The following is a 25,277-nucleotide window of genomic DNA, read 5'->3' as shown; positions in this document are numbered from 1 at the left end:
ACAAGGAACAGCATCGTGATCAAATTGAAGCTAGACAACGTGAACAAACAATTGGGCGGCGCGCGGATTCTGCGCGACGTCAGCCTCGAAATCGCGGCGGGTGAATTCGTGGTGTTCGTCGGTCCTTCGGGCTGCGGAAAGTCGACCCTGCTGCGACTGATCGCCGGACTGGATTCGATCTGCGGCGGCGACCTGCTGATCGACGGGCGGCGTGTCAACGACCTGGAGCCACGCGAACGTCGCGTCGGCATGGTGTTTCAGTCTTATGCGCTGTACCCGCACATGAGCGTCTACGACAACATCAGTTTTGGTCTCAAACTGGCCAAGACGGAAAAGAGCAGCCTGCGCGAACGCGTGCTGAAAACTGCGCAAATCCTGCAATTGGACAAACTGCTGCAACGCAAGCCAAGGGAGCTGTCTGGAGGACAACGTCAGCGTGTGGCCATGGGCAGGGCCATGGCGCGGGAACCGGACATTTTGTTGTTCGATGAGCCGCTCTCCAACCTGGATGCATCCTTGCGCGTACAAATGCGCAACGAAATCGCCCGGCTGCATGATCGGCTGGGCTCGACCATGATCTATGTCACCCACGATCAGGTTGAAGCGATGACCCTGGCCGACAAAATTGTCGTGCTCAATGGTGGTCGCGTCGAACAGGTCGGCTCACCGCGCGAACTCTATGAGCGCCCGGCCAGCCGCTTTGTCGCAGGCTTCCTGGGTTCTCCCACGATGAATTTTCTGCCAGCCCTCCTGCTGGCACCCGGCGAAAACAGCCTGGTCGATACCCTTGTATGGGGCATCACGTCCCTGCCCTTCGACAGCTCGCATCTGGCGCCGAGCACGCCGCTGAGCCTGGGGATTCGCCCGGAGCACATGTCACTCAAGGCGGCCACGGGCAGCGCTGGCATCGCCGTGACCGGGGTCGAATACCTGGGCAGCGAAACCTATGTGCACCTCAAGACAGCGCAGGACGAACCGCTGGTTTGTCGTTGCGAGGTCAGCGCCGGATGGCAAGTCGGCGACCGGGTCGAGCTGCAACTGGAGATCGCCCATCTGCACCTGTTCGACGCCGACGGCACGGCCTTGAAGCGCCACCCACAGACGATTGAAACCCCATCAGATGGCGCCCCTCTGCGCTCGGCAAGAGCAGGCGTCCTATGACTGAGTCCTTGAATCCCATGAGCGTTCCCATGTCTGGTGCCCTTGAGCTTGCGCAGCATGCGCTGCGTGACGGCCTGTCTCGCGTCATCCACGATTATCGACCCGGTTATCACATTGCCCCTCCAGTGGGCTGGATGAACGACCCTAACGGGGTCGTGTACTTTCGTGGCGAATATCACGTTTTCTATCAGCATTACCCGTTCGACGCGAAATGGGGCCCGATGTATTGGGGGCATGCAAAGAGTGCCGATCTGGTCCATTGGCAGCATCTGCCCATTGCATTGGCACCCGGCGATGACTTCGACCGTGACGGCTGTTTTTCCGGTAGCGCGGTGGTCTGTGGCGATACCCTGGCGCTGATCTACACCGGGCACACCTGGCTGGGGGAAGTCGGTGACGAGCGTTTCATCCGTCAAGTCCAGTGCCTGGCCACCAGCAGCGACGGCATCCGGTTCGTCAAGCATGGCGTCGTTATCGAGCGCGCGCCGCAAGACGCTATCATGCATTTTCGTGACCCCAAGGTATGGCAGGAGAATGACGCCTGGTACCTGATTGCCGGCGCCCGCCTGGGCGATGTGCCGTTGCTCCCGCTGTACCGCTCCACGGATCTGCATACCTGGGAGTTCCTCGACTATGTGTCCAGCGGCAGCGAGGGTGATGGCTATATGTGGGAGTGCCCGGATCTGTTCCGACTGAACGGACGCGATGTGCTGCTGTACTCTCCCCAGGGCATGCAATCCGAAGGTTTCGACCGGCTCAACAAGTACCAGACCGGTTATCGAGTGGGCCGACTCGACAGCGAATGGCACTTCACGGGCGGACCTTTTATCGAGCTGGATAACGGCCATGATTTCTATGCCGCGCAAACCCTAATCGCCGCCGACGGTCGGCGCCTGGTGTGGGCGTGGCTCGACATGTGGGAAAGCCCGATGCCGAGCCAGGCCCATCACTGGTGTGGCATGCTCGGTTTGCCGCGCGAACTGGAACTGTGCGCCGATCGCCTTTACATGTATCCGGCACGGGAGCTCACCGCTCTGCGCAAAGCGCCATTGCCGGGTACGCCGTGGTGGGATGAATCGGGAACCCGCTGGGTGCCGGAGGTGAATGGCGACATGCTCGAAATCCATGTGCATCTGGATCTGCTCGACTGCACCGGGCACTTGGGCGTCGCCTTGCGTTGCAGTGAGGACGGCCAGGAGGAGACGCTGCTCTACTACGATGCGGCCCTGCATCGACTGGTGCTTGACCGCAGCCGCTCGGGTGCCCAAGTCAGCGGTCAGCGCAGCGTGGCGATAGACCCTGCACAGGAGCGCCTGGAGTTGCATGTGTTCCTCGATCGCTCGTCCATCGAGGTGTTCGACGAAAACGGGCACTTCACCCTCAGCAGTCGCCTTTATCCGCGGCCAGACAGTCTGGGCGTGAAGCTGCTTGCCAGTGGAAGTGGCGGGCGCGTCTCCATTCCCAAGGCATGGCCTCTTGCCTCGGGCTGGTTGTGAGGCGCGTCATTCGGGTCGCGAGAAGCGCGGGGCATGTGGCATGATTCTGCGTCAACCTGACAGGTTTCGCCTCGCATGACTTCAGTGAAAGACGTTGCACAGCTGGCCGGCGTGTCTCTGATGACCGTTTCTCGAGCGCTCAATAATCCGGAAAAGTTGAGCCCCGAAACCCTGCAGCGGGTGCGCCAAGCGATTGATGAACTGCAATTCGTGCCGAGCCTGTCGGCGCGCAAAATGCGCGGCGACAATCTCCAGTCCCGAACCATTGGTGTGTTCGCGCTGGACACCGCGACCACACCGTTCGCGGTCGAGCTGCTGCTGTCCATCGAACAGACCGCACAGCAAGCCGGCTGGAACGTCTTTATCCTCAACCTGTTGAGCAACCCGCCCACCGACCAGAACATCGACCTGATGTTGTCGCACCGTCCCGACGGGTTGATCTTCAGCGCCATGGGGTTTCGCCAGGTGTGCATTCCCGAGCGCTTGAAGAGCAAACCCCTGGTACTCGCCAATTGCATGGCGGATGACAGTCAGTTGGTCAGTTATGTGCCAGACGACGAAATGGGGCAGTATCGGGCAGTACACCACGCGTTGAGCCTCGGTTATAAGCGCCCCCTGTGTATCAATCTTCCAAGACAGAGCCTGGCCTGGGGCCTGCGACAAAAAGGCCTGCAGCGTGCCTGTGAGGCATTCGGCCTGGCGCCTGACGCACTCCTGCAATACGACCTTTCCGATCATGACGCCTATGGTGAAACCGCAGCCATCCTCGACCGACACCTCATCGACGGTCGCCCGCAATTCGACATTCTGATCTGCGGCAACGACCGCATTGCCTTTTGTGCCTATCAGCTGTTGTTCGGCCGTGGCCTGAAAATTCCCGACGATGTCGCCGTGCTCGGCTACGACAACATGATCGGTATCGCCGAGCTGTTCATCCCGCCGCTGACCACAGTGCAACTGCCATATTATGAGATCGGTCGCCAGGCTGCCCGGCACCTGATCGAGACCCTTGAGGTATCGGGAAGCCAGCCAGTCGATTGTCCATTGGTGGTCAGGTCATCACTATAAGAATGAGATGATTCGGTGATAGCGCGCTTGTGGTGACGAGGCATGCACGAATCCTCGTCTCAAGCTCAACTGGATCCGATGAGCCATGCCCCCACAGCTCATCCAGCAGCGACTCCCAATCCCTTTCCATACCAACTTCGTGACGAGGCAGCTTAGATTTTTTTTGTGTTGGGGCAATACCTGCCGCCCGCCCCATCGCTGCCGATTTATGTGCCGTATGTCACACTATCCAGACTGACTGTGCAGATAAAGGCAAAAAGCCATCAGCGCGCACTTTAATCATAAAATCACAACGCCCCACCCAGCCCCATACACCCCGCCCAGCCCATTCAAGAATCAATATCAGATGTCCACAGAAGTCTTCTGTGTGGCCGAAATCCATTAAACACAACGTTTTCTCCTCAGTTTCTCCTGACGTTGCCTCACTCTTTCCAGATCTCAGCCGCCAGCGGCAACTCATTCAACTCGGCCCGAGCTTCAAGCCAGGTTGGAAAATGCTCCCCGAGGATGGCGATAAAACGCTCATTGTGGGTAGGTTCGCTGAGTCACGCTCACCAACTCTTTGAGACGTACAGCAATCTCGGGTGAGAGACCGCATTCGCGTAGCCAGATATAAATATCGCCACTGGCCAAGGAGTCACTTTCGGCTTGCATGAGTGCAAGTTCCAACTCGGCTTGAGCCTTTGTAATTATTGTTGTCATCGCGCCTCCTTTTCAGGGTTATGTAGATTTCAGATCAGTGCCTGTGGCATAGCGGCCATATGCGGACCCGCAGTATTCGAACCTGTGCAGCCAATCAGGAAGGGACTTAACACACCCAGCAACCGGTTTTGTCCAACACTCAGCACCGCTACGCCGACACCGTTGGTTTTCTGGTAGGTCGGCGTTTCCAACAACGGCGCACCGCCTGCCCGAGGCACCAGCAATATCGATAAGTCCGGCTTGAGACCTTTCCAGCGTAAACAGTCCCGATACACGTGCGCAGACACCATGCTCTCCAACACACCTTTACGTTCAACCCGATACTTGGCATCCATCACGATGAACGAGTTCCCCGCAGGACTCTCCACTGTGACCACAATATCGGGGTAGCGCTCCCCTGAGATGCTGGAGAAACCGTGGCTGGCAGGTTGGTCAAACGCTGGACAACGGACCTGCAGCAGCACGTCGACCCGAATGTCAGCACTCCTTCCTTCGCACCGTATAACGTCCATGCGCGAGCCTGGCCAACGATCACACCACTGCAGGTTGGGATAAATCGACTTGATCACGGCAACCACCTGGAGATAGCACCAACGCTCGTAAATCTCCCAGGTTGGGCTGATCCACATGCGCTCTCCCTCGCTACTACCGTCAATACCGGGGCGCAGCACATACCAACCATGACGATAGGCCCGGGCGTACGTCGGATGAGCTGAAATTGCGTTGAGCCCTGCAGCAGAAATCCGGGGCTGACGCAGAGAGCGGAACGGGTCTATGCGTTGAATTCTGCGAAGGTCTCTGTGCAAGCCTTCAAGGAACTCTATCCGCCGGCCAAGCCTGGGGGCCAATGCGGATCGAGCCCCCGTGTCGCGTTCCTTTTCAATGATCGCTTGCAAGGCAGCGATGACGTGACGGCTACGTCGCAGGGTTTCGCCAAGGACCACGGCCAACGCCTGATTGGCTGGATTATCCAGATTCTCGAACACGGTCGGCACATCGAATTGCAATAACTCGCTACTGGTACGGTCCTGTTCCGGTTTGTAGAGCAACGCTGTTGCCGCAGGGTCTTGCAAAGCTCGACGCAAGGTCTGGCGATCAATACGACGCAGTTGGTGCGCTGGCCGCAATGTGCGCTCTCGGTGCAGTCTTGTCAGCGGCTTGCGCACAACCTCAGCAAATGCCGACAACAATGCCGGACCGTAGCGCTTCAAGCGGGCATATTGCAGGTGCGGGTTGCTGGTTCGACCTTCACGCCCTACTTCCAACTGAGCGTATTCGTTGCCCATCAACAAACGTGTATCAAAGGCAAGAAGCTCATCGAGCATCGCAGCAAACGAAAGTTCACCAAGCTTGTTTTGATCCGCCGCCACATCGAAATGATAGGTCGCCAATAGTTTGCCGCCGGCACTCACCAATTCAGCGATGACTTTGCCCGCATAAAAACCCGGCTCCCATCGCCATGCATCAAATGCCTCATGTCGGGAGATCGCCAACGGCTCATCATCAACAAACAGGCGTGACTCAGGAACAATCTCGAAATAATAAGTGCCGCGCTCCATGAACCCCGAAACCAATACTTCAGGGCTGACCGAGAACGTTCCGCCTTGTTTATCAATGCATCGAATAATCGCCATGATTCAGCGCCAGAACCGGGCGGAACCGAGTGAGCGCAAGTCGTCCTGCAGCTCACTGACTTTGTTTGCCGATTCTGTGAGGCCCATGTCACGCAACAGGGTGCGGCTGTCCGCAAAAGCAGCTTGAACCCGAGGAGTGTCCTCACCACGAAGTTTGGGCAGGACTTTGGCATAGATGGCTTGATCCAGAGCCGCATCAAAGTCAATCACACCACCGCGTTCGGCCTGCTCGATATAGCCAATGACATCGTGGATAGTGCGCCAGCCGAAATGCAGGCGAGCCGAGCGCAAGGCCTTGACTAACCCCTTGAGCGTGTCGCGCACTTTGGTCATTTGCGCGTCAGACAAAACACTGGTTTTCCAACCGGGAAAGGCTTCGACATCGATGTCCCAGAATTCGATCACTGCCGCCCGGTCCAGGACCTTGTCACTCAAACCATGGGTTGTTTCATCCATGTTCACAGTACCAATGATCACAAGGTTACTCGGGTATGGGATGGTCGCCGGCACGCCACTGATGTCGGTATCCTGAGCGTGCAGATCAATGTCCCCGCCGGTTTCCATGGCTGAAAGCAGGGGCGCCAGATATTGCTCCGGGTGCGAAAGATTCATTTCGTCGAGCACGACGGTGTAGGGCCGTTCGGGGTCTGTACTGGCTCTGAGCAGAAAATCGACGAATGCTGTGCGTACATAGCTATCGCTATTCAATGGATTGACGTAACCCAGCAGGCAGGAGGGGTCATGCCATCCAGGCTGAACCGGAACGGTAAGCAGACCCTCCGACGGGTGCGCTTGCCCTTCATGCAACGCAAGCGCATATCCTCGAGCCAGTACCGTTTTGCCGGCTCCGCTGAGGCCGGTAAGTACTGCGAAGTGACGGCGTGGGTGACTCCACAAACCGGCGTCGAGTCGGGCAACCAGGCTGATCGGGAACGCAATATCTGCGGAAAAACTCTTCTGAATGGATTCCAGCGCGGGGCGCTCGAAAAACGCGGGCTCCTCACTGGAGGGAATCACGCTGGTTGTGACAGCCCCTGCGTCCGAAGTCAGTGACTGGGGCTCCCAGTAGATTTGCGCTGCCCAGGTTTCACCGAGCTCAGTCAGATACAGCAGTTTGTCTCCACGGGTTTCGACCAACTGCAGGGCGCGCAGCCAAAAGGTCAGGCTGGTCAAAGCTCGATCACTGGTCCAGCCAGGATTGACCTTTCTCAACGCATTATTCAACGCACTGACCGATATTGCGCCGTTGCGCAATGCATAAAGCATGTGATCGAACCCGAGCACGCGAGTCAGCAACCAATCCGATACTTCGTCAGGTTCGCCAGAATCCAGCAGCCCCTCACCTCGTGGTGTCAGATAAATCTCGTCACCTTGAGCCCGTAGAACGCCCCATTCAGCAATGAGCGAATTGAGCTGGGTTCGGATAGTCGAGGGCATGTGGCTTGGGTTGATCGAGCGCATGTGCTCCATCAGATCTTCACGCTTGCAACCCTCTTTGGCGAACTCGATGATCGCCCTGATGGTCGCGACCCCACCACCTATGGCAAGCATGCCGCGACGACGGCGCTCAGCGGGCAGAGGATTCAAGCGTTCCTGGCCCGTTGCGGGGTCAGCGATTTCCGTGGCTTCGACCTCCTGTTCCTGAACGAACTTCATGTAAAGCAACCACGGCAGCGTCATGCGCTCCAGCGCCGATGTTGGCAACCCATTCTCAGGCGCCGCCAAAACACCATCCAAACGCTCAAGCACGACCTTATGCAGAGAAAGCTCTCGATCCGCGCTGCCCACACCAATCAACGACGCCAACGTACGCAATTTCGGGTAGTGGGCAAGCGTGGTCATTTCAGTTGGGCACAGCGCAGCGAACAGCCGATACTTTTTAAGTCGGGGATTGCGTCGCACAAGGGGTGGAGCGACGCGTTGATTCAGTTCGCGCCAGCTTTCCTGGAGCGCCTGATCCTGCAGGCAAACGTCACGCGTTTTTAGCGATGCACGAAGATTCCAAAGACACTCGGCGACGCCAGGATCGGTGATCACCTCCGACACGTTGACCGTGCCCATACCCGTTGTAGTGATGACGTCACTTTCCCACAGCAACTCTTGGAACGCAGGACTGCAAAACTCCTCCTTGTCAGCCTCCTGGACTTTATGAAGAAACTCCGCCAGCCGTTCCAACCAGTTCTGGTACCAAGGCAGCTCACGGTGATGCGCCAATACCGCGTCACAGGCTGCCTTGAGAGTTGCGTTGTCCTTTAGATCCGCTGCCACAATCCTTGCCCCTTTTTGTCTTGTCAGAGCAATCGCGCCCCAAATCGCCTTTGCCCACAGTAGTTACTTTCATTGGGCACAAAGCCATTTGATATCACAACACCTGAGTCGCGTAATCCTGCTCGTGAAGGTTAAGGCTCTCTTTATGATGAGGCTGGTGGCTAACCCCCGTATCCCTGCTAGCGTTCCACTCACTCCAGCACGCCACGCAGGGCCGCCATGACCACCCTCAAAGATCGCCTGAAACAAGGCAAGGAAGCACGCAAAGACTGCCCACGCAGTTCCCAGGCCCTGCACGCAAAAAGCGAGCGCGATCCGATTCCGTTGATCAAGGCGTCGAGTGAGGGGCGGGTGCAGTCGTTGGTGGCTTTGCGGTATGGGCGGATGCTGGTGTCGCCTTTCACCTTTTATCGCGGCAATGCGCTGTTGCAGGCCCACGATTTGTCGAAGACGCCGGATATGGGGTTGCGCTCGATTATTTGTGGGGATTGTCATTTGATGAATTTCGGCGGGTTTGCCACGCCGGAGCGCAATCTGTTGTTCAGCGTCAACGATTTCGACGAGGTGCATCCCGGGCCCTGGGAGTGGGATTTGAAACGGCTGGTGGCGAGTTTTCTGATTGCCGCTCGCGATTTGCGTCATGGCGCAACGGTGGAGGAAGCGGTCTGTCGGGAGTTAATTGGCGCCTATCAGCGCAGCATGGCGACGTGCGCCGAGCAAAGCGCGCTGGAGATCTGGTACGACTCCATCAGTTACGAAGACCTGCTGCAGCGGGCGCAGTCGGAGACCACCCTGCAGCATGTGCAGCGTGCAGTCGATAAGGCAGCGCGGCGCACCCATGCCGAGTTGCTACCGAAGATCTGCGAGCGCGATGCCCAGGGCCGGTTGTTGATCCGCGATGATCTGCCGGAGATTTTCCATCTGCATAACACCACCACCTTGCTCGATGCCGAGGATGAATGGTTGCGCCTGGCCGATTGGCGTCCGCTGTACGACACCCTGATGCGCGATTATCGCGGGACGCTGGCCGGGGATCGCCGGGAGTTGCTGGCGCGTTTCGAGGTGCAGGATCTGGCGTTCAAAGTGGTCGGCGTCGGCAGTGTCGGCACCCGCTGCATGGTGGCGTTGCTGACCGACAATCAGGAGCGTCCGCTGTTTCTGCAAATCAAGGAGGCCCGGCGCTCGGTGCTGGCCGACTACGTCAAAAACAAATCCCGGGTGCGCCACAACGGGCAGCGGGTGGTGGAGGGGCAGCGTTTGATGCAGTCCGCCAGCGACCTGTTCCTCGGTTGGACCAGCGGCCCTCACGGTCGGCACTTTTACCTGCGCCAGTTGCGCGACATGAAAATCTCGGCGGAGCTGGAGACCTTCGATGCCGAGACCTTCTGCGCCTATGCCAGAACCTGCGGCCGCGCACTGGCCCGAGCCCACGCCAAGGCCTCCGGGCAGGCCGCGTTGATCAGCGGCTACATCGGCAAAAGCGACACCCTCGCCGACGCACTGTTCAAATACGCCCAAGCCTACAGTGACCAGAACGAGCAGGATTTCGAGCGTTTCCAGCACGCCTGTCGCACGGGCCGTTTGCTGGCGCGTTCGGAAGCCGATTTCGCCGCCGACCATCTGCCCTGATACCGACGACGAAACGCAAGCTGTCACAGGGCGTTCACTATTTGTTCAGATTCGCCGCCCTATACTTCCAGCCCTCCCGCACTCGCCTCCGGTAGCCCAAAGCACATGACGCGCCCTGCCCCGCTGCTGTTTCTGCTCGCTGCCCTGTTGTTCTTCTTCGCCCTCGGCAACCACCAACTGCAAGGCTCCACCGAAGCACGGGTGGCCGGCATCGCCATGCAGATGCACCTGGACAATGACTGGGTGACCCCACGCCTGTTCGGCCAACCTTTCCTGGAAAAACCACCGCTGAGCCTGTGGCTTGATGCCGGCGCCATTCGGGCGTTCGGCGGCACGCCTTGGGCGGTGCGCCTGGCTTCGGCGTTTGCCGGGCTGTTCAGCGTGATGCTGCTGTACGCCATGTTGCGCCGCTTCGGCAGGCCCAGGGAGATCGCCTGGACCGCCGCAATTCTGCTGGCGACCATGGCCAGTTACTGGGTCAACTCGCGCAGCGTCGGTGAAGACGCGTTGCTGGCACTGGGTGTGAGCATGGCGCTGCTGGCGTTTTTTCAAGGGCATCGCCGGGCGACACTGGGCAATGCTGCGCTGTTTGTCGGCGGTATCGCCATCGCAACCTTGAGCAAAGGCGTACTTGGCCTGGCGATGCCGGGGGTGGTGATCTTTGCCTATCTGCTGTGTACAAGCCTGCTCGACAAACGCCTCAAGCCCGGTGACTGGCTGCGTCCTGGACTGTTGACGCTGCTGGGGCTGATTCCCTTGCTGATCTGGCTGTTGATGCTCTATCAGCGCGGCGGCTCGGCGGCGGTGGCCGAAGTATTGCTGACCAACAGCGTCGGACGTTTCAGCGGTTCGTTCGTCGAGGCCGGGCACTACGAGCCCTTCTATTACTACCTGGCAAAACTGCCGGAAGCCTTCCTGCCGTGGAACATTTTGGTGTACCTGGGGCTGTGGCACTTTCGCAAAAGCCTGGCGAGCAACCGCTACCTGCTGTTCTTCAGCCTGTGGCTGCTGGCCGAGTTCGTCATGCTGTCGCTGGCGTCGAGCAAGCGCACGGTGTACCTGATGTCGCTGACACCTGCGGCGGCGGTGATCGCCGCGGAATATGCCGCAGTACTCTATGAGCGCTTGCGCCAGCACACTCAGGGTACGGGGCTGCTCGGCAAAGTCGCCCGTCAGCGTCGTTATCTGGCCATCGGTCTACTCGGCCTGATCATCCTCGCCTACCTGGCCGCCGCCCAATGGGCCGCGCCCCGGGCCGATCGCAAGCTGTCGTTCCTGCCACTGACCGAGCAGATCCAGACACTGCAAGCCAAAGGTAACGAGGTGGCACTGTTTCAGGCCAACGAACGCACGGCCGGGGCGACGGTGTTCTACACCCACAGCCTGCTCAAGGATTTGCAGACTGACGACGAGCTCAACCGCTTCCTCGCCGCTTCGCCGATTCACGTGGCGCTGATTGCCAGTGATAGCGAACCGGCGCCGCCGCTTAAAGTGTTAAAGCAGATGATGGTGGGGCGTCAGGCGTATTACTTCGTAGGGCAGTAAAGCTCTGCAGCTTCACGTTCGGCAGACTCACGCACCGGCACATCCAGCCGCGCCCGACCATAAAACGCCAGCGCCGTCAGCAGGCACGACAGCCAGACGAAGATCCCCGCCCAGAAGGTGTGGGACATGTAGTGCCAGCCTTGCAGAACCCGCGTGGTGCCATAGATGAAGCCCAGCAGCAGTGAGCCCCAGAGGATCGCCTTGGCGAAGCGCCATTGATGACGGCGGGCGACGAAGTACAGGGCGAGCATGGTAAAGCCGCCCGAGGCGTGGCCGCCGGGCCAGCAGCGGCCTTCGCCGGCTTCGTGGAACAACTGGAAGTTGTTGTACCACTCGATATGCGGAAGTTGGCCGCCGTACAGAGTGGTTTCAATCGGGCAATAGACGCTGGTGTGGGCCTTGAGGAAGTGGATCACCCCGGTGCAGAGGGCGAAGGCAAACACCACGAACCAGAAGTCGCGACGATGTTCATGGGTGAAACGCAGCAACGGGCCAGCCTTGCTGCGCTCCAGAAAGTTACCCAGGCGCGGGTGCTTGTGCGGTTTGATGCGCGGCCAGACGAAGGACAACAGCCCGCCGATCAGGGCAATTTCCGCGGTCCAGTTCGGCACGATCCGCGCCCACTTGTGGGTGAACTGCTCAAAAATGCGGATGTGGTCGATGGGGAATGTCTGGCTCAGCGGATCGAACAACAGGTTGCTGAACGCAATGTCGATACGGGTCATGTCGAACAGCATGAACACCGCCGCCGCACACAGCAGCGGTACACCGAAATTCACCCAATAGAATCGCTGGCGCGCAAAGATCTGCATCGAGTTTCTCATTTGAGAGGGGTGGATGATGGATTGAACACGGCGCGCCAGTCCGAGGCGTCGAGGTAGCCCACCCACTGTGACCGGGTGTTGCCCTTGGCCGTGGAGAGGAATAGCGCCGAGCCGTAACCGAAGGTCGAATTCGGCACCTTCAATTGTTTTTCCAGCTCGGCCATGCATTCGCTATGGGTCACCAGCACCAGATTGCGTCCGGCGACCTTGTGCGCCAGGGCATCACGCAACAGCGTGCCCTTGCAGTTGAACAACCAGTCCTGATTGGCGGTGGTCGAGTTGAACATGTAGCTGGATGTTTGCACGGCACGCAGCACCGGGCTGTTGTAAATATCGGTATGGGCCAGCCCCAGGCGTTCGAATTGCGCGCCCAGGCCCACGGCCACGCTGCGCGCGCGGTCGGTGATGCCGTCGGCGGCATTCAGGCAGGGCGCCTTGGAGTGGTCACAACGCTCGACATGCCGCACCAGCACGATCATCCCGCCCGCCGCCCAATCCGCGTGCAACTGCGCCAGCCCCGATGGATTGCCCTGGCCCAAGTTGACTACCGCAGCCGGGCGCGTCAGATAGACCGTTGCCGCCAGCACGCACAGCGCCAGCAGCAGGGTCATCAGGGTGTTTTTGTAACGTCGGATGTCCGCCAGCCCAAAACTCGGCCGAACATTGACCGCTTCGATTCTTGATGCCACGCCCTTATCGCCTCTATCGCTGCGCCACGTTGAACAGCCAATGCCTATAACGCCAGTGTGGCCGGACAATAACGACAGGCAGGTTGAAGGCCGGTGAAATGAATGTGAAAAAAAACGTGACGGGCGATCGCCCCCGCCAACCGTCTGGCGGCTCGTGACAAAAACCGGTTCAGCAATCGCCCAGGCTGCCGATACAGGCGATCTACACCCCCCTTGCTGGCTACGAAAAACAACAACTTCCAGCCCACCGACGATCAAGAAGCGCAACGTTCCTGGAGGAATTGTTTATGAATAGCTGGTTCGCCAATATCAGCGTCAACCTCAAGCTGGGCCTGGGTTTTGGCCTGGTCCTCGCCCTGACCTGCATCCTCGCCCTCACCGGCTGGACCAGCCTGGGCGGGCTGATCGACCGCAGCAACTGGATGAGCGACATCACCCAGCTCAACGCCGGCCTGACCAAGCTGCGCATCACCCGCCTGCAATACATGCTGGCCAACGGCGACGAAACCGTGGCGCAGACCGTGCAGGCGTCCCTTGATGATTTCAAGGCCCAGCAGCAGTCGCTCCTGGCCTCGTTCAAAAGCCCGGACAATCTCAAGCTGCTCAGGGAGCAGGCGGTGGTCATCGACGCCTACCAGCAGTCGCTGAACAAGATGCGCAATGCTTACCGCACCGCGAGCAGTGCGCGCCAGGCCATGGCCGATAACGCCGAAAGCGCTACCACCCTGATCAACGATTTCAGCACCCGTGTGCGTCAGATGCCGTTGAGCGATCAGCGCTTCGAGCAGTTCCAGGCCATTTCCGAGGCCAAGGAACAGTTCCTGCTGGCCCGTTATGAAGTGCGTGGCTACATCGCCGACAGCAACCCGGCTAACGAGCAAAAAGCCGCCGCACAATTGGATGCCGCGCTGGCCAGCCTGAAGTCGCTGAGCAGCCATTTCTTCGACAGCCACGCCGATGCCCTGCGTCAGCTGGAGCAAGCGCTGACCCGCTACCGCAGCGCGGTGCAGGCGTATAAAGCGGCCACCGGCGAAGCAATCACCGCGCGCCAGGAAATGACCGTGCAAGGCAGCGACATCGTCACCCGCAGCGATGCGCTGTATCAGATTCAACTGGATCGCCGCGACAGCGAAAGCGCCCAGGCCCGCACCCTGCAGTTGATCAGCACCCTGCTGGCACTGTTGGTCGGTGTGCTCGCCGCCGTGCTCATCACCCGCCAGATCACCCGCCCGCTGCAGGAAACCCTGGCGGTGGTCGAGCGCATTGCCGGTGGCGACCTGACGCAGAATATTCGCGTCACCCGTCGCGACGAGTTGGGTGTCTTGCAGCAAGGCATCGTACGCATGGGCGTGACTTTGCGCGACTTGATCAGCGGCATTCGCGACGGCGTTACCCAGATCGCCAGTGCCGCGGAAGAGCTTTCAGCGGTGACCGAAGAAACCAGTGCCGGAGTCAACAGCCAGAAGGTCGAGACCGATCAGGTCGCCACCGCGATGCACGAAATGACTGCCACCGTGCAGGAAGTCGCACGTAACGCCGAGCAAGCATCGCAAGCTGCTGCGGCCGCCGATGGCGAAGCCCGTCAAGGCGATCGGGTGGTCAACGAAGCAATCACCCAGATCGAACGCCTGGCCGACGAAGTGGCGCGTTCCACCGAAGCCATGAGCGTGCTGCAGAAGGAAAGTGACAAGATCGGCAGCGTGATGGACGTGATCAAGGCCGTTGCCGAACAGACCAACCTGCTGGCGCTGAACGCCGCCATTGAAGCTGCGCGGGCCGGTGAAGCCGGGCGTGGGTTCGCCGTGGTTGCCGACGAAGTACGCGGCCTGGCGCAGCGCACGCAGAAGTCCACCGAAGAAATCGAAGGCCTGGTGGCCGCGTTGCAGAACGGCACCCAGCAAGTGGCGACGGTGATGGGCAACAGCCGTAGCCTGACCGACAGCAGCGTCGAGCTGACGCGCAAGGCCGGGCTATCCCTGGAGAACATCACCCGCACGGTGTCGAACATCCAGTCGATGAACCAGCAAATCGCCGCTGCCGCCGAGCAGCAAAGCGCTGTGGCCGAAGAGATCAGCCGCAGTATCGTTAACGTCCGCGACGTCTCCGAACAGACCGCCGCCGCCAGCGACGAAACCGCCGCCTCCAGCATCGAGTTGGCGCGGCTGGGGAATCAGTTGCAAATGATGGTCAGCCATTTCAGGGTTTGACGCGGACGATGGCGGTGTAGCAAACACCGCCATCGCCGGCAGGCCGGCTCCCACAGGGGGTAGTGATCGATCACAAAACCTGTAGGAGCTAGCCTGCTAGCGATGAGGCCATCAGCTACACCGCATCAACTTCATCGCTGGCAGGCCAGCTCCCACAAGGTTCACAGGTCTACCGTGTCCCGCGCTGGCGCAATGCCGACGGCATGAAGTAGGCGTCTTCCGGCACCGGTTGGGCGAAGTCCACGGTGTCGGATTCTTCGTTGTCCAGGTTCTGCACGTAGTAACGACGGGCCTGCAGGTCGTGGAACACGTCCAGCGCACTCCAGGTGGTCGGCAGATCGTAGAAGTTCTTCAAGTAGCCCATCGACACCCGCCACAACTCCCCGCGCCCGTCGTACTGATCGACCACTGCAGCGCCCCAGCTGTCCTCGTCGAGGAACAGGGTGCGTTTGGAATAGATATGCCGTGCCCCGGGCTTCAGCGTGCCTTCGACCACCCACACCCGGTGCAGCTCATAACGGGTGTACTTGGGATTGAGGTGCCCGGGCGTGAGCAGCTCGGCGTACTTCACCTCGGGGCTGGACACCTTGTAGTTGTTGTACGGAATGTAGACTTCCTTCTTGCCCACCAGTTTCCAGTCATAGCGATCCGGCGAGCCGTTGAACAGGTCGGTGTCGTCCGCCGTGCGCAGGCCATCGGACGAAGCAATCGGCGTGTCGTAGGCCAGGTTCGGCGCACGCCGCACCCGACGCTGACCGGCATCGTAGACCCAGGCCTGGCGCGGGTCCTTGATCTGATCCAGGGTCTCATGCACCAGCGCCGCGCCACCGGCCAGGCGCGCCGGGCTTTTCACGAAGGCCAGGTAGTAGAACAGGATGTTCTTCAGATCACCGAACTGGCCGCCTGGGCGGTAGTAGGTGAACAACCCTTCCTGCTGCGAAGTCACCAGGGCGAAGCTGCCGTTGCGCTGCACCGGTGCCTCGGAAGCACGTCGTACCACATAGATCCCGCGATAACGGGTGATGTGGTTCCACAGGGCCTCGACACCGCTTTTTGGCACTGGGAATGGCACGCCACCGTAAGCGTCGGAGAAACCGTTGCCGCCATCGAGCAGCTTCGCCGAGGTGGCGTTTTTCAGGGTGTTGTCATACAGCCATTGCGGCGCCGAACCGGAGCGACGGCTTGTGTAGATCGGCATCTGGAAGCTGTCGGGGTAGCTGTTGAACAGGGCGATCTGGCCCGCCGTCAGCTGGCCCTTGTACTGTTCCAGGTTGGCCTTGGTAATGGTGAACAGCGGCTTGTCGCCTGGGAACGGGTCGAGGTGATGCTTGCCTTTGACATAGCCCGCCGGGGCCTGGGTAATGCCGCCGTCCCAGGCCGGAATGGTCCCGGCGGCGTTGCCCGCGCGCTCCGCACCCAGCGGGGTCAGGCTGGTTTTCAATTGCTGGGCTTCCTGGGGTGTCAGCGCCGCCAGTGCGCTACCCGCCGCCAGGCTGAGGACCAGCGCCAGGGTGGTCTTGATCAATCGTGGTGAATGCAGCATTGCGGTTCTCCGAAATAGAGCCAAATGCCCGGGCACAGCGGCGCTCGGGCGATTCGAGGCCTATAAGAAATACTTGAGGTTGAAGCCGATGTTGTCGCGGTCGCGAATGCCGTTGTTCTGGCCGCCGCCGTAGAATTCGGTGTATTGCAGCTCGGCTTCCATACGGTTCTGGTAGTTGGCCTTGACCCCCAGGGTGTAGGCCTTGCGCCCTTCGATATTGTTGCCGGCCTGGTAGCTGTTGCCCTTGAAGTCGTCCTTGTAGACCACGTAAGGCGAGACGTTGACCCCGGCGTACACGTCGTTCCAGGTGCCGTTGAACATCGCGGTGTAGCTGTAGGAGTTGCGATTGACCTGGTCGCCACGGTCGCCACCGGACACATAGGAGTAGTTACCTGTGCCCGCGTAGTAACGGCGGCTGCCGTCGTAGGCGGTGTATTGCAGGCTGCTGCCACGCAAGTGCTCGGAGGCCAGCTCGAAGACCCCGAACATCGAGTCGAAGGACAGGCTCGGACCGAAGTTGTAGATGCTGCCCAGCGAGGTGTTGAAGGCTTCGACGCGCTCGGCGTTGTTGATCTGGCTGTCGAGCTGGACCATCTGCCCACCGATGTTGATGGTCTTGCCGGACGCCGCGGCGGCAGCGCCGTTGGCCAAGTCACCGATCAAGTCGTTGGTGGCAGCCACTCCGATTGGCAGGTTCGGTCGATACGCCACTTCACCGAACACCGAGGCCTGGCCGAGGGTGGTGTTGAAGCTGAAACCGTACATGCGGATGTCTTCGGCGTAGCGCCGGTGCGCCTGGATGTTGCCCATCACGTCGGCGGTGACCAGGCCGTTGGCCAAGGCCCCGGCCTGACTGCCAGCGACGCCGGACAACAGGTTGGTCAGGGCGTCAATGTCGACGCCCTGGTAACCGCCGAGGTCAGCGGAGATGGTCGGTTCCTTGGCGTGGTAGTTGACCATGTACAGGCCGAATTCGGTGCTGTTGAGCTCCTCGGCGATGTAGCGGAAGGCGAAACCGAACTGGCCGTCGTTGCGCGCGTTGTAGTCCTTGCCCACCGAGGCGACCTTGAGGGTGTTGCCGAACGCCGGCGTCACGCCGTTGGCGTACAGGCCGGTGGTACCCAGGGCCTGCTTGAGGAACGGGTTGTTGCCCAGCGCACCATACAGGTCAATCACGTTGCCGAAGCCCGGTACCGGGGTGTCGAGGGCGGTGCCGGTGAAGTCGTTGTAGGCAGTGTTGCCACCGTCGGCGAACAGATCGGTCTGCGAGTAAAAAGTGCCGACCGGGTCGATGCGGGTTTCTTTCCAGTTGGTCTGGTAGAAACTTTCCATGGTCAGGTTATCGGTGAGGCCGATGTTGAAACTGACCGCCTCCACCGGCATCAGTACTTCCTTGACCTCGGCGCCCGGCAAGCGGTATTTGGCCGCGTCCACCGGGTTGGTGGTGTTGACCCCGCCGCGATAGAAAATCCCCTCACCCCAGTTGAACACCTGACGCCCCAGCCGCGCGGTGACCGGCATTTGTGCCACGTCCCAGTTGCCGTAGACATAGGCGTCGAGCATCTCGATGCGGCTACCGGCGATGTCGCGGGTCTGCTCGGTGAAATGGTCGTCGTGGGGGTTGCTCTGGCTCGGCTGCGACGGGTTGTTGTTGCGGTAATAATCGTTGCGCTTGTCCATCAACTGGGTGTCGTAGAACGCAGTGCCGCGCATGAACACGCCGTAGTTCTGGTAGTTGGCTTCCAGCTCCGAGGTGATCTTGTACACCTCGGAAACCAGGCCGGTGTCGAAGTTGCGATTGCCATCGTTGGTGTTGACGTCATCGTTGGTTTTGTCGCGACCCTGCACCCGCCACAAACGGCCATAGGACAGCGTGCTGTCGAACGAGCCGGTGACCTGATTGTCCAGCACCTTGAACTCGGCCGCCTGCACGCCATCGACCGCGCACAGTTGCAACAGCCCCACCAGCCCTACCCCGGAAATCGCTGCGCCAGACTGGCGTAGTCGAATGTTCATGCGGTGTTCCTCCCTTCCCTGATTTTGTTGTTTTTTTGTCCACATAGCGCCGCTAAAGACCTGCTCACGCCGCACCCTTGTAGGAGCGAGCCTGCTCGCGAAAAACCTGAGAGCGCCGCGTTTATCCAGAATGTCCGCGTTATCGTTGACCTTCTTCGCGAGCAGGCTCGCTCCTACAGGGGGGGGGCATCATTTACCCAACCCAGCCCGCACAAAATTGCGGCTATGCGCACCGAAATGCCCCAGCAACTGGAACAGTTGCTGGTTGAGCAACGGATGGTCGTAGTCTTCACGCTGCACCTGATTACCGGCGCTGAAACTGTTGGTGGCCGGCGCCGTGGCCAGCCATTGGCCGATGGCCTCATCGAACCCCGCCCCCGCAGCAGCGGACTGGGCGCTGACCACCTCGCGCAGGTAGTCCACCGAGTACGGCGGATAGACCCCATCCTCGGCCGTGTCGACGTAAGCCTGGAGCATCGGGTGCACCTGTTGCCCGCCTCGCAGCAAGCGATACAGCCAGGCCGCCTGGTATTTCTCGACTTCCATGTGCCGGGTGGCGACGCGCTCGACCGCCGCCAGCTTGTCGTCGCCGTAACCGGCCAGGGCCTTACCCTCCATCAGCAACATGCTCGCCAACTCGACGCCGGGCAGCGGCTTGGCGTGGTACGGCTGGGTCAGGTCCTGGACGTGGTGCAGGCCCCAGCCGAGAAAGCGATAGCCCCAATAGGGATGACCGGTGGCGAACGCCAGGCGCGCCAGGCCCATATATTGATAGGCGCGCCAGTCCGGCCAACTGCGCGCGAGAAATCCGGCGGCGGCATACACCACCGGGTTTTCGTGGAAGAAGCCCATGTGAAACGGCGCCTGGGAGCTGTACTCAAAACGCTCGTCGCCAAACGACTGCGGGCCGAAGCCATAGAGCGCCGCGACCTCCCCCGGGTTGTCGCTGAACAGGTTGATGTCGTGTCCGTAGTCCGGCTCGTCGGCGGCGCTGGCCAGTACCGCGAGGGCGCTGACTGGTTCGCCGTCCGCCAGGACGATGAAGCGCTGGCGATTCCACGGCGACAGGGTCTGCGCGACCATCACCTGATCAGCCTTGAGGTGTTCGCGTTGTGGCAGGTCTTGGCCAGGCAACGGTTGGATGACCATCGCCAAGTGAATCTGTGGATTGATCCGCAGCGCCATGAGGAAGGCGTGGCGCAGATTGTCCGCCGGTGCGGCCGGCAACTTCAGGTTGTCCGGGCGCGATGGGTATTGGGCAAAATGCTCACGGGCGAAGGCTTCCTGTTGCTCGAGCAGTTCGACGATCGCCGGATATTGCGCGCCGAGGAAAGCTTCCAGCGGTTCGACGGCCACCTGCGGCGCGTCCTGTACCTCGGGCAACGCCTGCAATGCCAGGTAGCTGCCCACCGTGTGGTTGGACCAACCCCAGGCCGTCGGGGCGACGGCGCAGAGCAGCAACAGGAGTGACGTCAGCTTCATTGCTCGAGGTTCTTATTGGAAGTGTTGTAGGAGCGAGCCTACAGAGCGACCCCGACCCTGACACTGTCCAATCTCGCCATAAAAACTCTCAAATAGCGCCAGCGACGCGCGTCACTCAGCGCCTCAGGCCGGGTAACCGGTGATCTGCCGAATACTCTGGTACAGCGGTTTGAGCTGGCGATACATGCGCAGGTAAACCTCCTGGTACAGGCGCTGATAGACCTGCTGCGCCTCCGGTTGCGGAGTAAACACCGTGCCGACCCGGGTCATGGCGGCGATGGCCGAAGGGAAATCGGCATGCAGCCCCAGGCCCACCGCACAGCAGATCGCCGCGCCCAGGCCGGACGCCTCATAGACATGCGGACGCTCCGCCGGCAGGCCGAAAATGTCCGCCGTCAGTTGCATCGCCGCGTCGCTTTGCGATCCGCCACCGGCCACCCGTAGACGCTGGATCGACTGCCCGGAACGCTGCTCGATGCGCTCCTTACCCTGGCGCAAGGCATAGGCCAGGCCTTCGAGAATCGCCCGGTAGATATGCGCGCGAGTGTGCACGTCGCCAAAACCGATCATCGCGCCCTTGGCCTCGACGCCGGGGTCGCGAATCCCCGGCGACCAGTAGGGTTGCAGCATCAGCCCCATGGACCCCGGCGGCACCGCGTTGACCAGCGCATCGAACAACTGCTCTGGCTCGATACCTTGCTCTTTGGCCTGCTGCATTTCGCGCAGGCCGAACTCGTTCTTGAACCAGCTGACCATCCAGTAGCCGCGATAGATCATCACTTCGCAGTTGTACTGATCGGGCACCGCCGCCGGATAGGGCGGGATCAGCGGTACGATTTCCAGGTAGCGCTGGCGGGTGGTGGTGATGGTCGCTGTGGTGCCGTAGGACAGACACACAGTCGACTCGTCGACCACCCCGGCGCCGAGCACCTCGCAGGCTTTGTCGGCGCCGGCGGCAATCAGCGGCACGCCTTCGGGAATCCCGGTATGCCGGCTGGCCTCGGCGCTGATGTGGCCGAGGGTTTCGCCGGGCTTGAGCAGGGTTGGCAATTGCTCGGCGCGCACCGCCAGCGCCTGCCATTTCCAGTCCGACGGCGCGGCCCAGCGCAGGCGCTTGAAATCGAACGGCAGGTAGCCGACGCAGGCGCCCACCGAGTCGACAAAACGCCCGCACAGGCGATGGGTGAGAAAGCCCGAGAGCAGCAGCAATTTGTCGGTGCCGGCCCACACGTCGGGCTGATGCCGGGCAATCCAGTTGGCCTCGGCCTGGGCCCGAAAGTAGTCCACCGTGGCCTGGGCGCCGACCAGTTTGAACAGCCAGCCCCAGGGCCCCTTGATGCCGCCCTCGACCTCGGTCTGGCGCTGATCAAGCCAGAGAATCGCCGGGCGCAGCGGTTTGCCCTGGGCATCGACGTTGATCAGCGTGCCGCGCTGGGTGGTCAGTGAGACGCCGGCGATCTGCGTACGATCGATTCCGGTCTGCTGCCACAGCAACTCGCAGGCCTCTCCGAGTTTGGCCCAGTAATACTCCGGATCCTGCTCGGCCCAGCCCGGTTGCGTCGAGTAGTAGGCCTGCAGTTCGACCTTGCCCTTGCCCAATAGATTGCCCTGCAGATCGAACAGCAATGCGCGCACGCTCTGGGTGCCATTGTCGATGGCCAGCAGGTAGCGCTTATTCTTGTGGTTATCCATGGAGCTCTCTTCGATGGGCCTTCATTGCGTGGTCTGCGGCAGGCCATGATGACGTTGCCACAGTGCCCGATAACGCTGCTCTTCTTCGTCCCAACGCGAGTCATCCCAGCCCAGCCGTGGCTGGCACAGGCGCCTGATCGCCGGCAGATACTGCGCCCCGCCCTCGGCCAGCAGCAGCCCAAGACGGGTACGCCGCAGTAGCAGGTCGTCCAGGTGCAGAACCATTTCCGTGTCACAGGCCAGGGCCAGTTCCACCCATAAAGTATCGGTGGCACCGACGCTGTCGCGGCCCAATTGCTCGATCAACTGCGCCAGCCGCGGCAAGTCGCGGCCATGCCGTCCGGCCAGGCGTCGCCATTGGCTGGCACTCAAACCGGCAATGGGCAGCGGCTCGACAGCGGCAAACACCGGCGCGCCATCGTCGCTGAGTTCACGCCCGAGCATCGCTGCGCAGGCCGTGAGTACTTCGATGGCCTGCGGGCGAAAGGTGGTCAGTTTGCCGCCCGCCAGGGTCACGCACCCGGGCTCCTGCCACAGCACGTGCTCACGGGTTTCGTTGGACGGCCGGCCTTGTTGCGCGCCACTCGAACCGACCACCGGACGCACCCCCGACCAGGTCGACAGCACGTCATCGGCGACCACCTCGGCATGAGGAAATTGCTGAGCGCAGGCGGCCAGCAAGTAGTCGAGTTCTTCACTACTGATGCTCGCACTGATGTCCAAATCGGTCTCATGATCGAGGTCAGTGGTCCCAACCACCGTGGCGCCTTCCCAGGGAAAGACAAACACCGGGCGCCGGTCGCGGCGGTGTAAAAAGGTCAAGGCTTGCGCCACTGGCAGACGCCAGCCCGGCAGCAGCAAATGACTGCCGCGCAATGGGCGCAGTTGGCGCACAGCATCGCTCGGGCGCAGGCGCTCGGCCCAAGCGCCGGTGGCCACGGCGAGTACGCCACAGCGCAACTGCAGCGATTCGCCGCCCTCGATGTCGTGAACCTGAACCCCGCAGACCCGGCCGTCTTCGCGCAGCAATTGCTCGACCCGCAGACCATTGAGCGCCACCGCGCCATCGGCCCTGGCTTCACTGAGGACGCGCATCACCAGGCGCGCATCATCGGTCAACGCATCGACAAAACAGGTGCCACCGAGCAGCGCTTCGTCTTTCAGACCCGGCGCCAGAAAGCGCAGTTGCTGCGCATCATGGAAGCGGTGACTGCGCCGTCCCGCGAGGTAGTCGTAGACCGTCAGCAGGCCGCCGAACAGCCGTGGGCCGGGAAAGCCGCCCCGGTAGTGCGGCATCATGAAACTCATCGGCTCCACCAGCCCCGGCGCTTCGTCGAGCAGGCGCTGGCGCTCGTGGACCGAGTCGCGGGTCAGCCGCCATTGGCCCTTGGCGATGTAGCGCAGGCCGCCGTGGACCATTTTCGAAGAGCGGCTGGAGGTGCCCCAGGCGAAGTCGCGCTGTTCCAGCAACAGGCAGCGCCAGCCACGTCGGGCGGCTTCACGAAGGATTCCGGCACCGCTGATGCCGCCGCCGATGACGATCAGGTCCCAGGTCTCGGCGGCCAGGGTCGGCAGCACCTGCTGTCGCCAGGCGGCGTTCCAATCCAGGCTCATGCCGTCACTCCTGCAACAGCGTGCCGGGGTTGAGGCGCCCGGCCGGGTCGAAATGCCGGCTCAGCGCCTGCAAGGTGTCCATCGCCAGCGCGCCTTTCTCCCGCAGCAGGTATGGCGCGTGGTCCTTACCGACGCCGTGCTGGTGGCTGATGGTGCCGTGGTGGTCGACGATGGTCTGGCTGGCCGCGTGCTTGAGTGCCTGCCAGCGCGCCAGGGTCGCCGGATAGTCGGCGGCCGGGCGGAATACGTAGGTGGTGTAGATGCTCGAGCCTTCGCCATAAACGTGAGACAGGTGGGTGAACACGTGCACCCGCTCGCCCTGCGCCGCCAGACCGTCGCGCAGGCTGGTTTCGATGCGCGTCAGCAGGTTGTCGACGTTGCTCCAGTCGGTGGCGGTCTCCAGGGTGTCGACCACGTAGCCGGCGTTCCACAGGTTCTCGCGCAGGTAGGGAAAACGGAAGCGGTTCTGCGCCCACTTGTTGCCCAGCAAAGTGCCGGTGAACACCCCGCCAAAGGCTTTCAGGTGCTTGCGCGCCTGGCTCAGGGACAGCGCGTTCTGCCGGCGGTTGCCGGTCACGCCGAAAGTCAGCATGCACTTGCCGGCGCCAGCACCGCGCAGTGCCAGGTACTTCTCCAGCCAGGCGATTTGCTGTGGATGGCCGGCCAGGGCGAGCTGGGTTTCGGTCTCCACGGCGTTCGACAGGCGCAGCATCGACAGCGGCACACGGGCCTGGGCCAACTGGCGGATCGCTTGCAGGGCCTGGTCCCAATTGGGCAGGAACACCCCATAAAAACGCTCATCGGCCGGCAGCGGCGTGACCCGCACCTTGACCTCGGAAATGATCCCGAAGCGCCCTTCGCAACCGAGCACCACTTCGCGCAGATCAGGGCCGGCGGCCGAGGCCGGGAACGTCGGGATCCGCAGCGGGCCGGCGAAGGTTTCCAGGGTGCCGCCGGCGAACATCTGCTCGATGCGCCCGTAGCGCAGCGACTGCTGGCCGCTGGAACGGCTGGCGACCCAGCCACCCAACGTCGACAACTCCCAGGATTGCGGGAAGTGTCCCAGGGTGTAGCCACGGGCGCGCAGCTGGCTTTCCACTTGCGGACCGCAGGCGCCGGGGCCGAATGTGGCCAGCAGGCTTTGCTCGTCGAGGTCAAGCAGGCGGTTCATGTGGGCCAGAGAAACGGTGAGCACCGGTCGCTCGGAGTCCAGCGGGTTGATGTGCCCGGCCACCGAGGTGCCGCCGCCGTAAGGAATCAGGCACAGGTCACGTTCTTCGGCGAGGGCCAGCAGCTTGCGGATTTGCTCGGCAGTTTGCGGGAAAGCCACCGCATCGGGATAGATTCCCGGCGCGCCTTCACGCAGCGCCAGCCAGTCCGGCAGGCTCTGGCCACGGGCGTGCATCAGGCGGTCCTGGGGCTCGATGCTGTACAGCGAATGCTGTGGCAAGCGCGAGGCCGGGACGCGGGCCAGGGCCGACTCAAGCGTCGCGTCGGGCAGCGCACGACCGGCGCCAACCCGCGCCTCGAGAAATCCCGCGCCCTGCGCCGGCAGTTCGACCACCGTACTTGCATCTCCCCAGCCGTTCCAACGTCGCATGCGTGTGTCCTTTTGCGGTTCTTATAGGTGACATTTCTGGCGCCTATACTAGCCAGCCGGCAAAACCTGTCACGGTCGCATCAGGCCAGTTCGAGTAGCCAATTGAG

16 protein-coding genes and 1 pseudogene are annotated in these 25,277 nt (G+C 61.2%); 7 read left to right on the top strand and 10 right to left on the bottom strand.

Going from position 1 to position 25,277, the window contains the following annotated elements:
* The first annotated feature begins 15 nt into the window (after window positions 1-15).
* The 3 genes from KW062_RS04180 (at window position 16) to KW062_RS04170 (ending at window position 3,725) form a co-directional block, all read left to right on the top strand.
* Entirely contained in the window at window positions 16-1,161 is a 1,146-nt protein-coding gene (locus tag KW062_RS04180) for an ABC transporter ATP-binding protein (RefSeq protein ID WP_105754862.1), read from the top strand.
* The gene (locus KW062_RS04175) at window positions 1,158-2,657 is read left to right on the top strand and encodes a glycoside hydrolase family 32 protein (protein WP_105754863.1); all 1,500 of its coding nucleotides are present in this window, start codon (window positions 1,158-1,160) and stop codon (window positions 2,655-2,657) included. The genes KW062_RS04180 and KW062_RS04175 overlap by 4 nt, the downstream gene beginning before the upstream one ends.
* Window positions 2,658-2,732: 75 nt before the next feature.
* Entirely contained in the window at window positions 2,733-3,725 is a 993-nt protein-coding gene (locus tag KW062_RS04170) for a LacI family DNA-binding transcriptional regulator (protein ID WP_105754864.1), read from the top strand.
* Between the two features lie 731 nt (window positions 3,726-4,456).
* On the opposite strand, the gene KW062_RS04165 is transcribed toward KW062_RS04170, so the two are convergent.
* Window positions 4,457-6,061 (bottom strand): DUF2357 domain-containing protein, encoded by a 1,605-nt coding sequence (locus KW062_RS04165; RefSeq protein WP_105754865.1) that lies wholly within the window; start codon window positions 6,059-6,061, stop codon window positions 4,457-4,459.
* Between the two features lie 3 nt (window positions 6,062-6,064).
* A complete protein-coding gene (locus tag KW062_RS04160; protein WP_105754866.1) occupies window positions 6,065-8,329 on the bottom strand; it encodes an McrB family protein in 2,265 nt (754 codons plus the stop codon).
* A 219-nt stretch (window positions 8,330-8,548) separates the two neighbouring features.
* Between KW062_RS04160 and KW062_RS04155 the strand changes: the two genes are divergently transcribed.
* Both KW062_RS04155 and KW062_RS04150 read left to right on the top strand, forming a co-directional pair.
* The gene (locus tag KW062_RS04155) at window positions 8,549-9,958 is read left to right on the top strand and encodes a DUF2252 domain-containing protein (RefSeq protein ID WP_105754867.1); all 1,410 of its coding nucleotides are present in this window, start codon (window positions 8,549-8,551) and stop codon (window positions 9,956-9,958) included.
* A 105-nt stretch (window positions 9,959-10,063) separates the two neighbouring features.
* Complete coding sequence (locus KW062_RS04150; RefSeq protein ID WP_105754868.1) at window positions 10,064-11,503, top strand: ArnT family glycosyltransferase; 1,440 nt, start codon at window positions 10,064-10,066, stop codon at window positions 11,501-11,503.
* On the opposite strand, the gene KW062_RS04145 is transcribed toward KW062_RS04150, so the two are convergent.
* Both KW062_RS04145 and KW062_RS04140 read right to left on the bottom strand, forming a co-directional pair.
* Entirely contained in the window at window positions 11,485-12,315 is an 831-nt protein-coding gene (locus tag KW062_RS04145; RefSeq protein WP_105754869.1) for a phosphatase PAP2 family protein, read from the bottom strand. The genes KW062_RS04150 and KW062_RS04145 overlap by 19 nt on opposite strands.
* Window positions 12,316-12,323: 8 nt before the next feature.
* Complete coding sequence (locus tag KW062_RS04140) at window positions 12,324-13,016, bottom strand: histidine phosphatase family protein (RefSeq protein ID WP_105754870.1); 693 nt, start codon at window positions 13,014-13,016, stop codon at window positions 12,324-12,326.
* 287 nt (window positions 13,017-13,303) lie between these two features.
* Between KW062_RS04140 and KW062_RS29190 the strand changes: the two are divergent.
* Window positions 13,304-14,317: pseudogene (locus KW062_RS29190) on the top strand (methyl-accepting chemotaxis protein); the annotation flags it as partial.
* Between the two features lie 42 nt (window positions 14,318-14,359).
* Window positions 14,360-15,223: a methyl-accepting chemotaxis protein gene (locus KW062_RS29185; protein ID WP_371321443.1), complete on the top strand. Its 864-nt coding sequence runs from the start codon at window positions 14,360-14,362 to the stop codon at window positions 15,221-15,223.
* Window positions 15,224-15,392: 169 nt separating this feature from the next.
* On the opposite strand, the gene KW062_RS04130 is transcribed toward KW062_RS29185, so the two are convergent.
* From KW062_RS04130 to KW062_RS04105, 6 genes are all read right to left on the bottom strand, one after another.
* Window positions 15,393-16,766 (bottom strand): DUF1329 domain-containing protein, encoded by a 1,374-nt coding sequence (locus KW062_RS04130; RefSeq protein ID WP_105754872.1) that lies wholly within the window; start codon window positions 16,764-16,766, stop codon window positions 15,393-15,395.
* Window positions 16,767-16,826: 60 nt separating this feature from the next.
* Window positions 16,827-18,782, bottom strand: a complete 1,956-nt coding sequence (locus tag KW062_RS04125; protein WP_027619310.1) for a DUF1302 domain-containing protein — start codon at window positions 18,780-18,782, stop codon at window positions 16,827-16,829.
* Between the two features lie 189 nt (window positions 18,783-18,971).
* Complete coding sequence (locus KW062_RS04120) at window positions 18,972-20,264, bottom strand: phospholipase (RefSeq protein WP_105754873.1); 1,293 nt, start codon at window positions 20,262-20,264, stop codon at window positions 18,972-18,974.
* A gap of 123 nt (window positions 20,265-20,387) precedes the next feature.
* Window positions 20,388-21,956 (bottom strand): FGGY-family carbohydrate kinase, encoded by a 1,569-nt coding sequence (locus KW062_RS04115; RefSeq protein ID WP_027619308.1) that lies wholly within the window; start codon window positions 21,954-21,956, stop codon window positions 20,388-20,390.
* Window positions 21,957-21,977: 21 nt separating this feature from the next.
* Window positions 21,978-23,570: a glycerol-3-phosphate dehydrogenase/oxidase gene (locus tag KW062_RS04110; protein ID WP_105754874.1), complete on the bottom strand. Its 1,593-nt coding sequence runs from the start codon at window positions 23,568-23,570 to the stop codon at window positions 21,978-21,980.
* Between the two features lie 4 nt (window positions 23,571-23,574).
* Complete coding sequence (locus KW062_RS04105) at window positions 23,575-25,170, bottom strand: FAD-binding oxidoreductase (protein ID WP_105754875.1); 1,596 nt, start codon at window positions 25,168-25,170, stop codon at window positions 23,575-23,577.
* Window positions 25,171-25,277 lie beyond the last annotated feature (107 nt).

Origin of the sequence: Pseudomonas fluorescens (assembly GCF_019212185.1) — a bacterium.
Taxonomy (GTDB): Bacteria; Pseudomonadota; Gammaproteobacteria; order Pseudomonadales; family Pseudomonadaceae; genus Aquipseudomonas.
The sequence above is the reverse complement of the archived record's forward strand: the minus strand, read 5'-3'. Positions and strand labels throughout refer to the sequence as shown.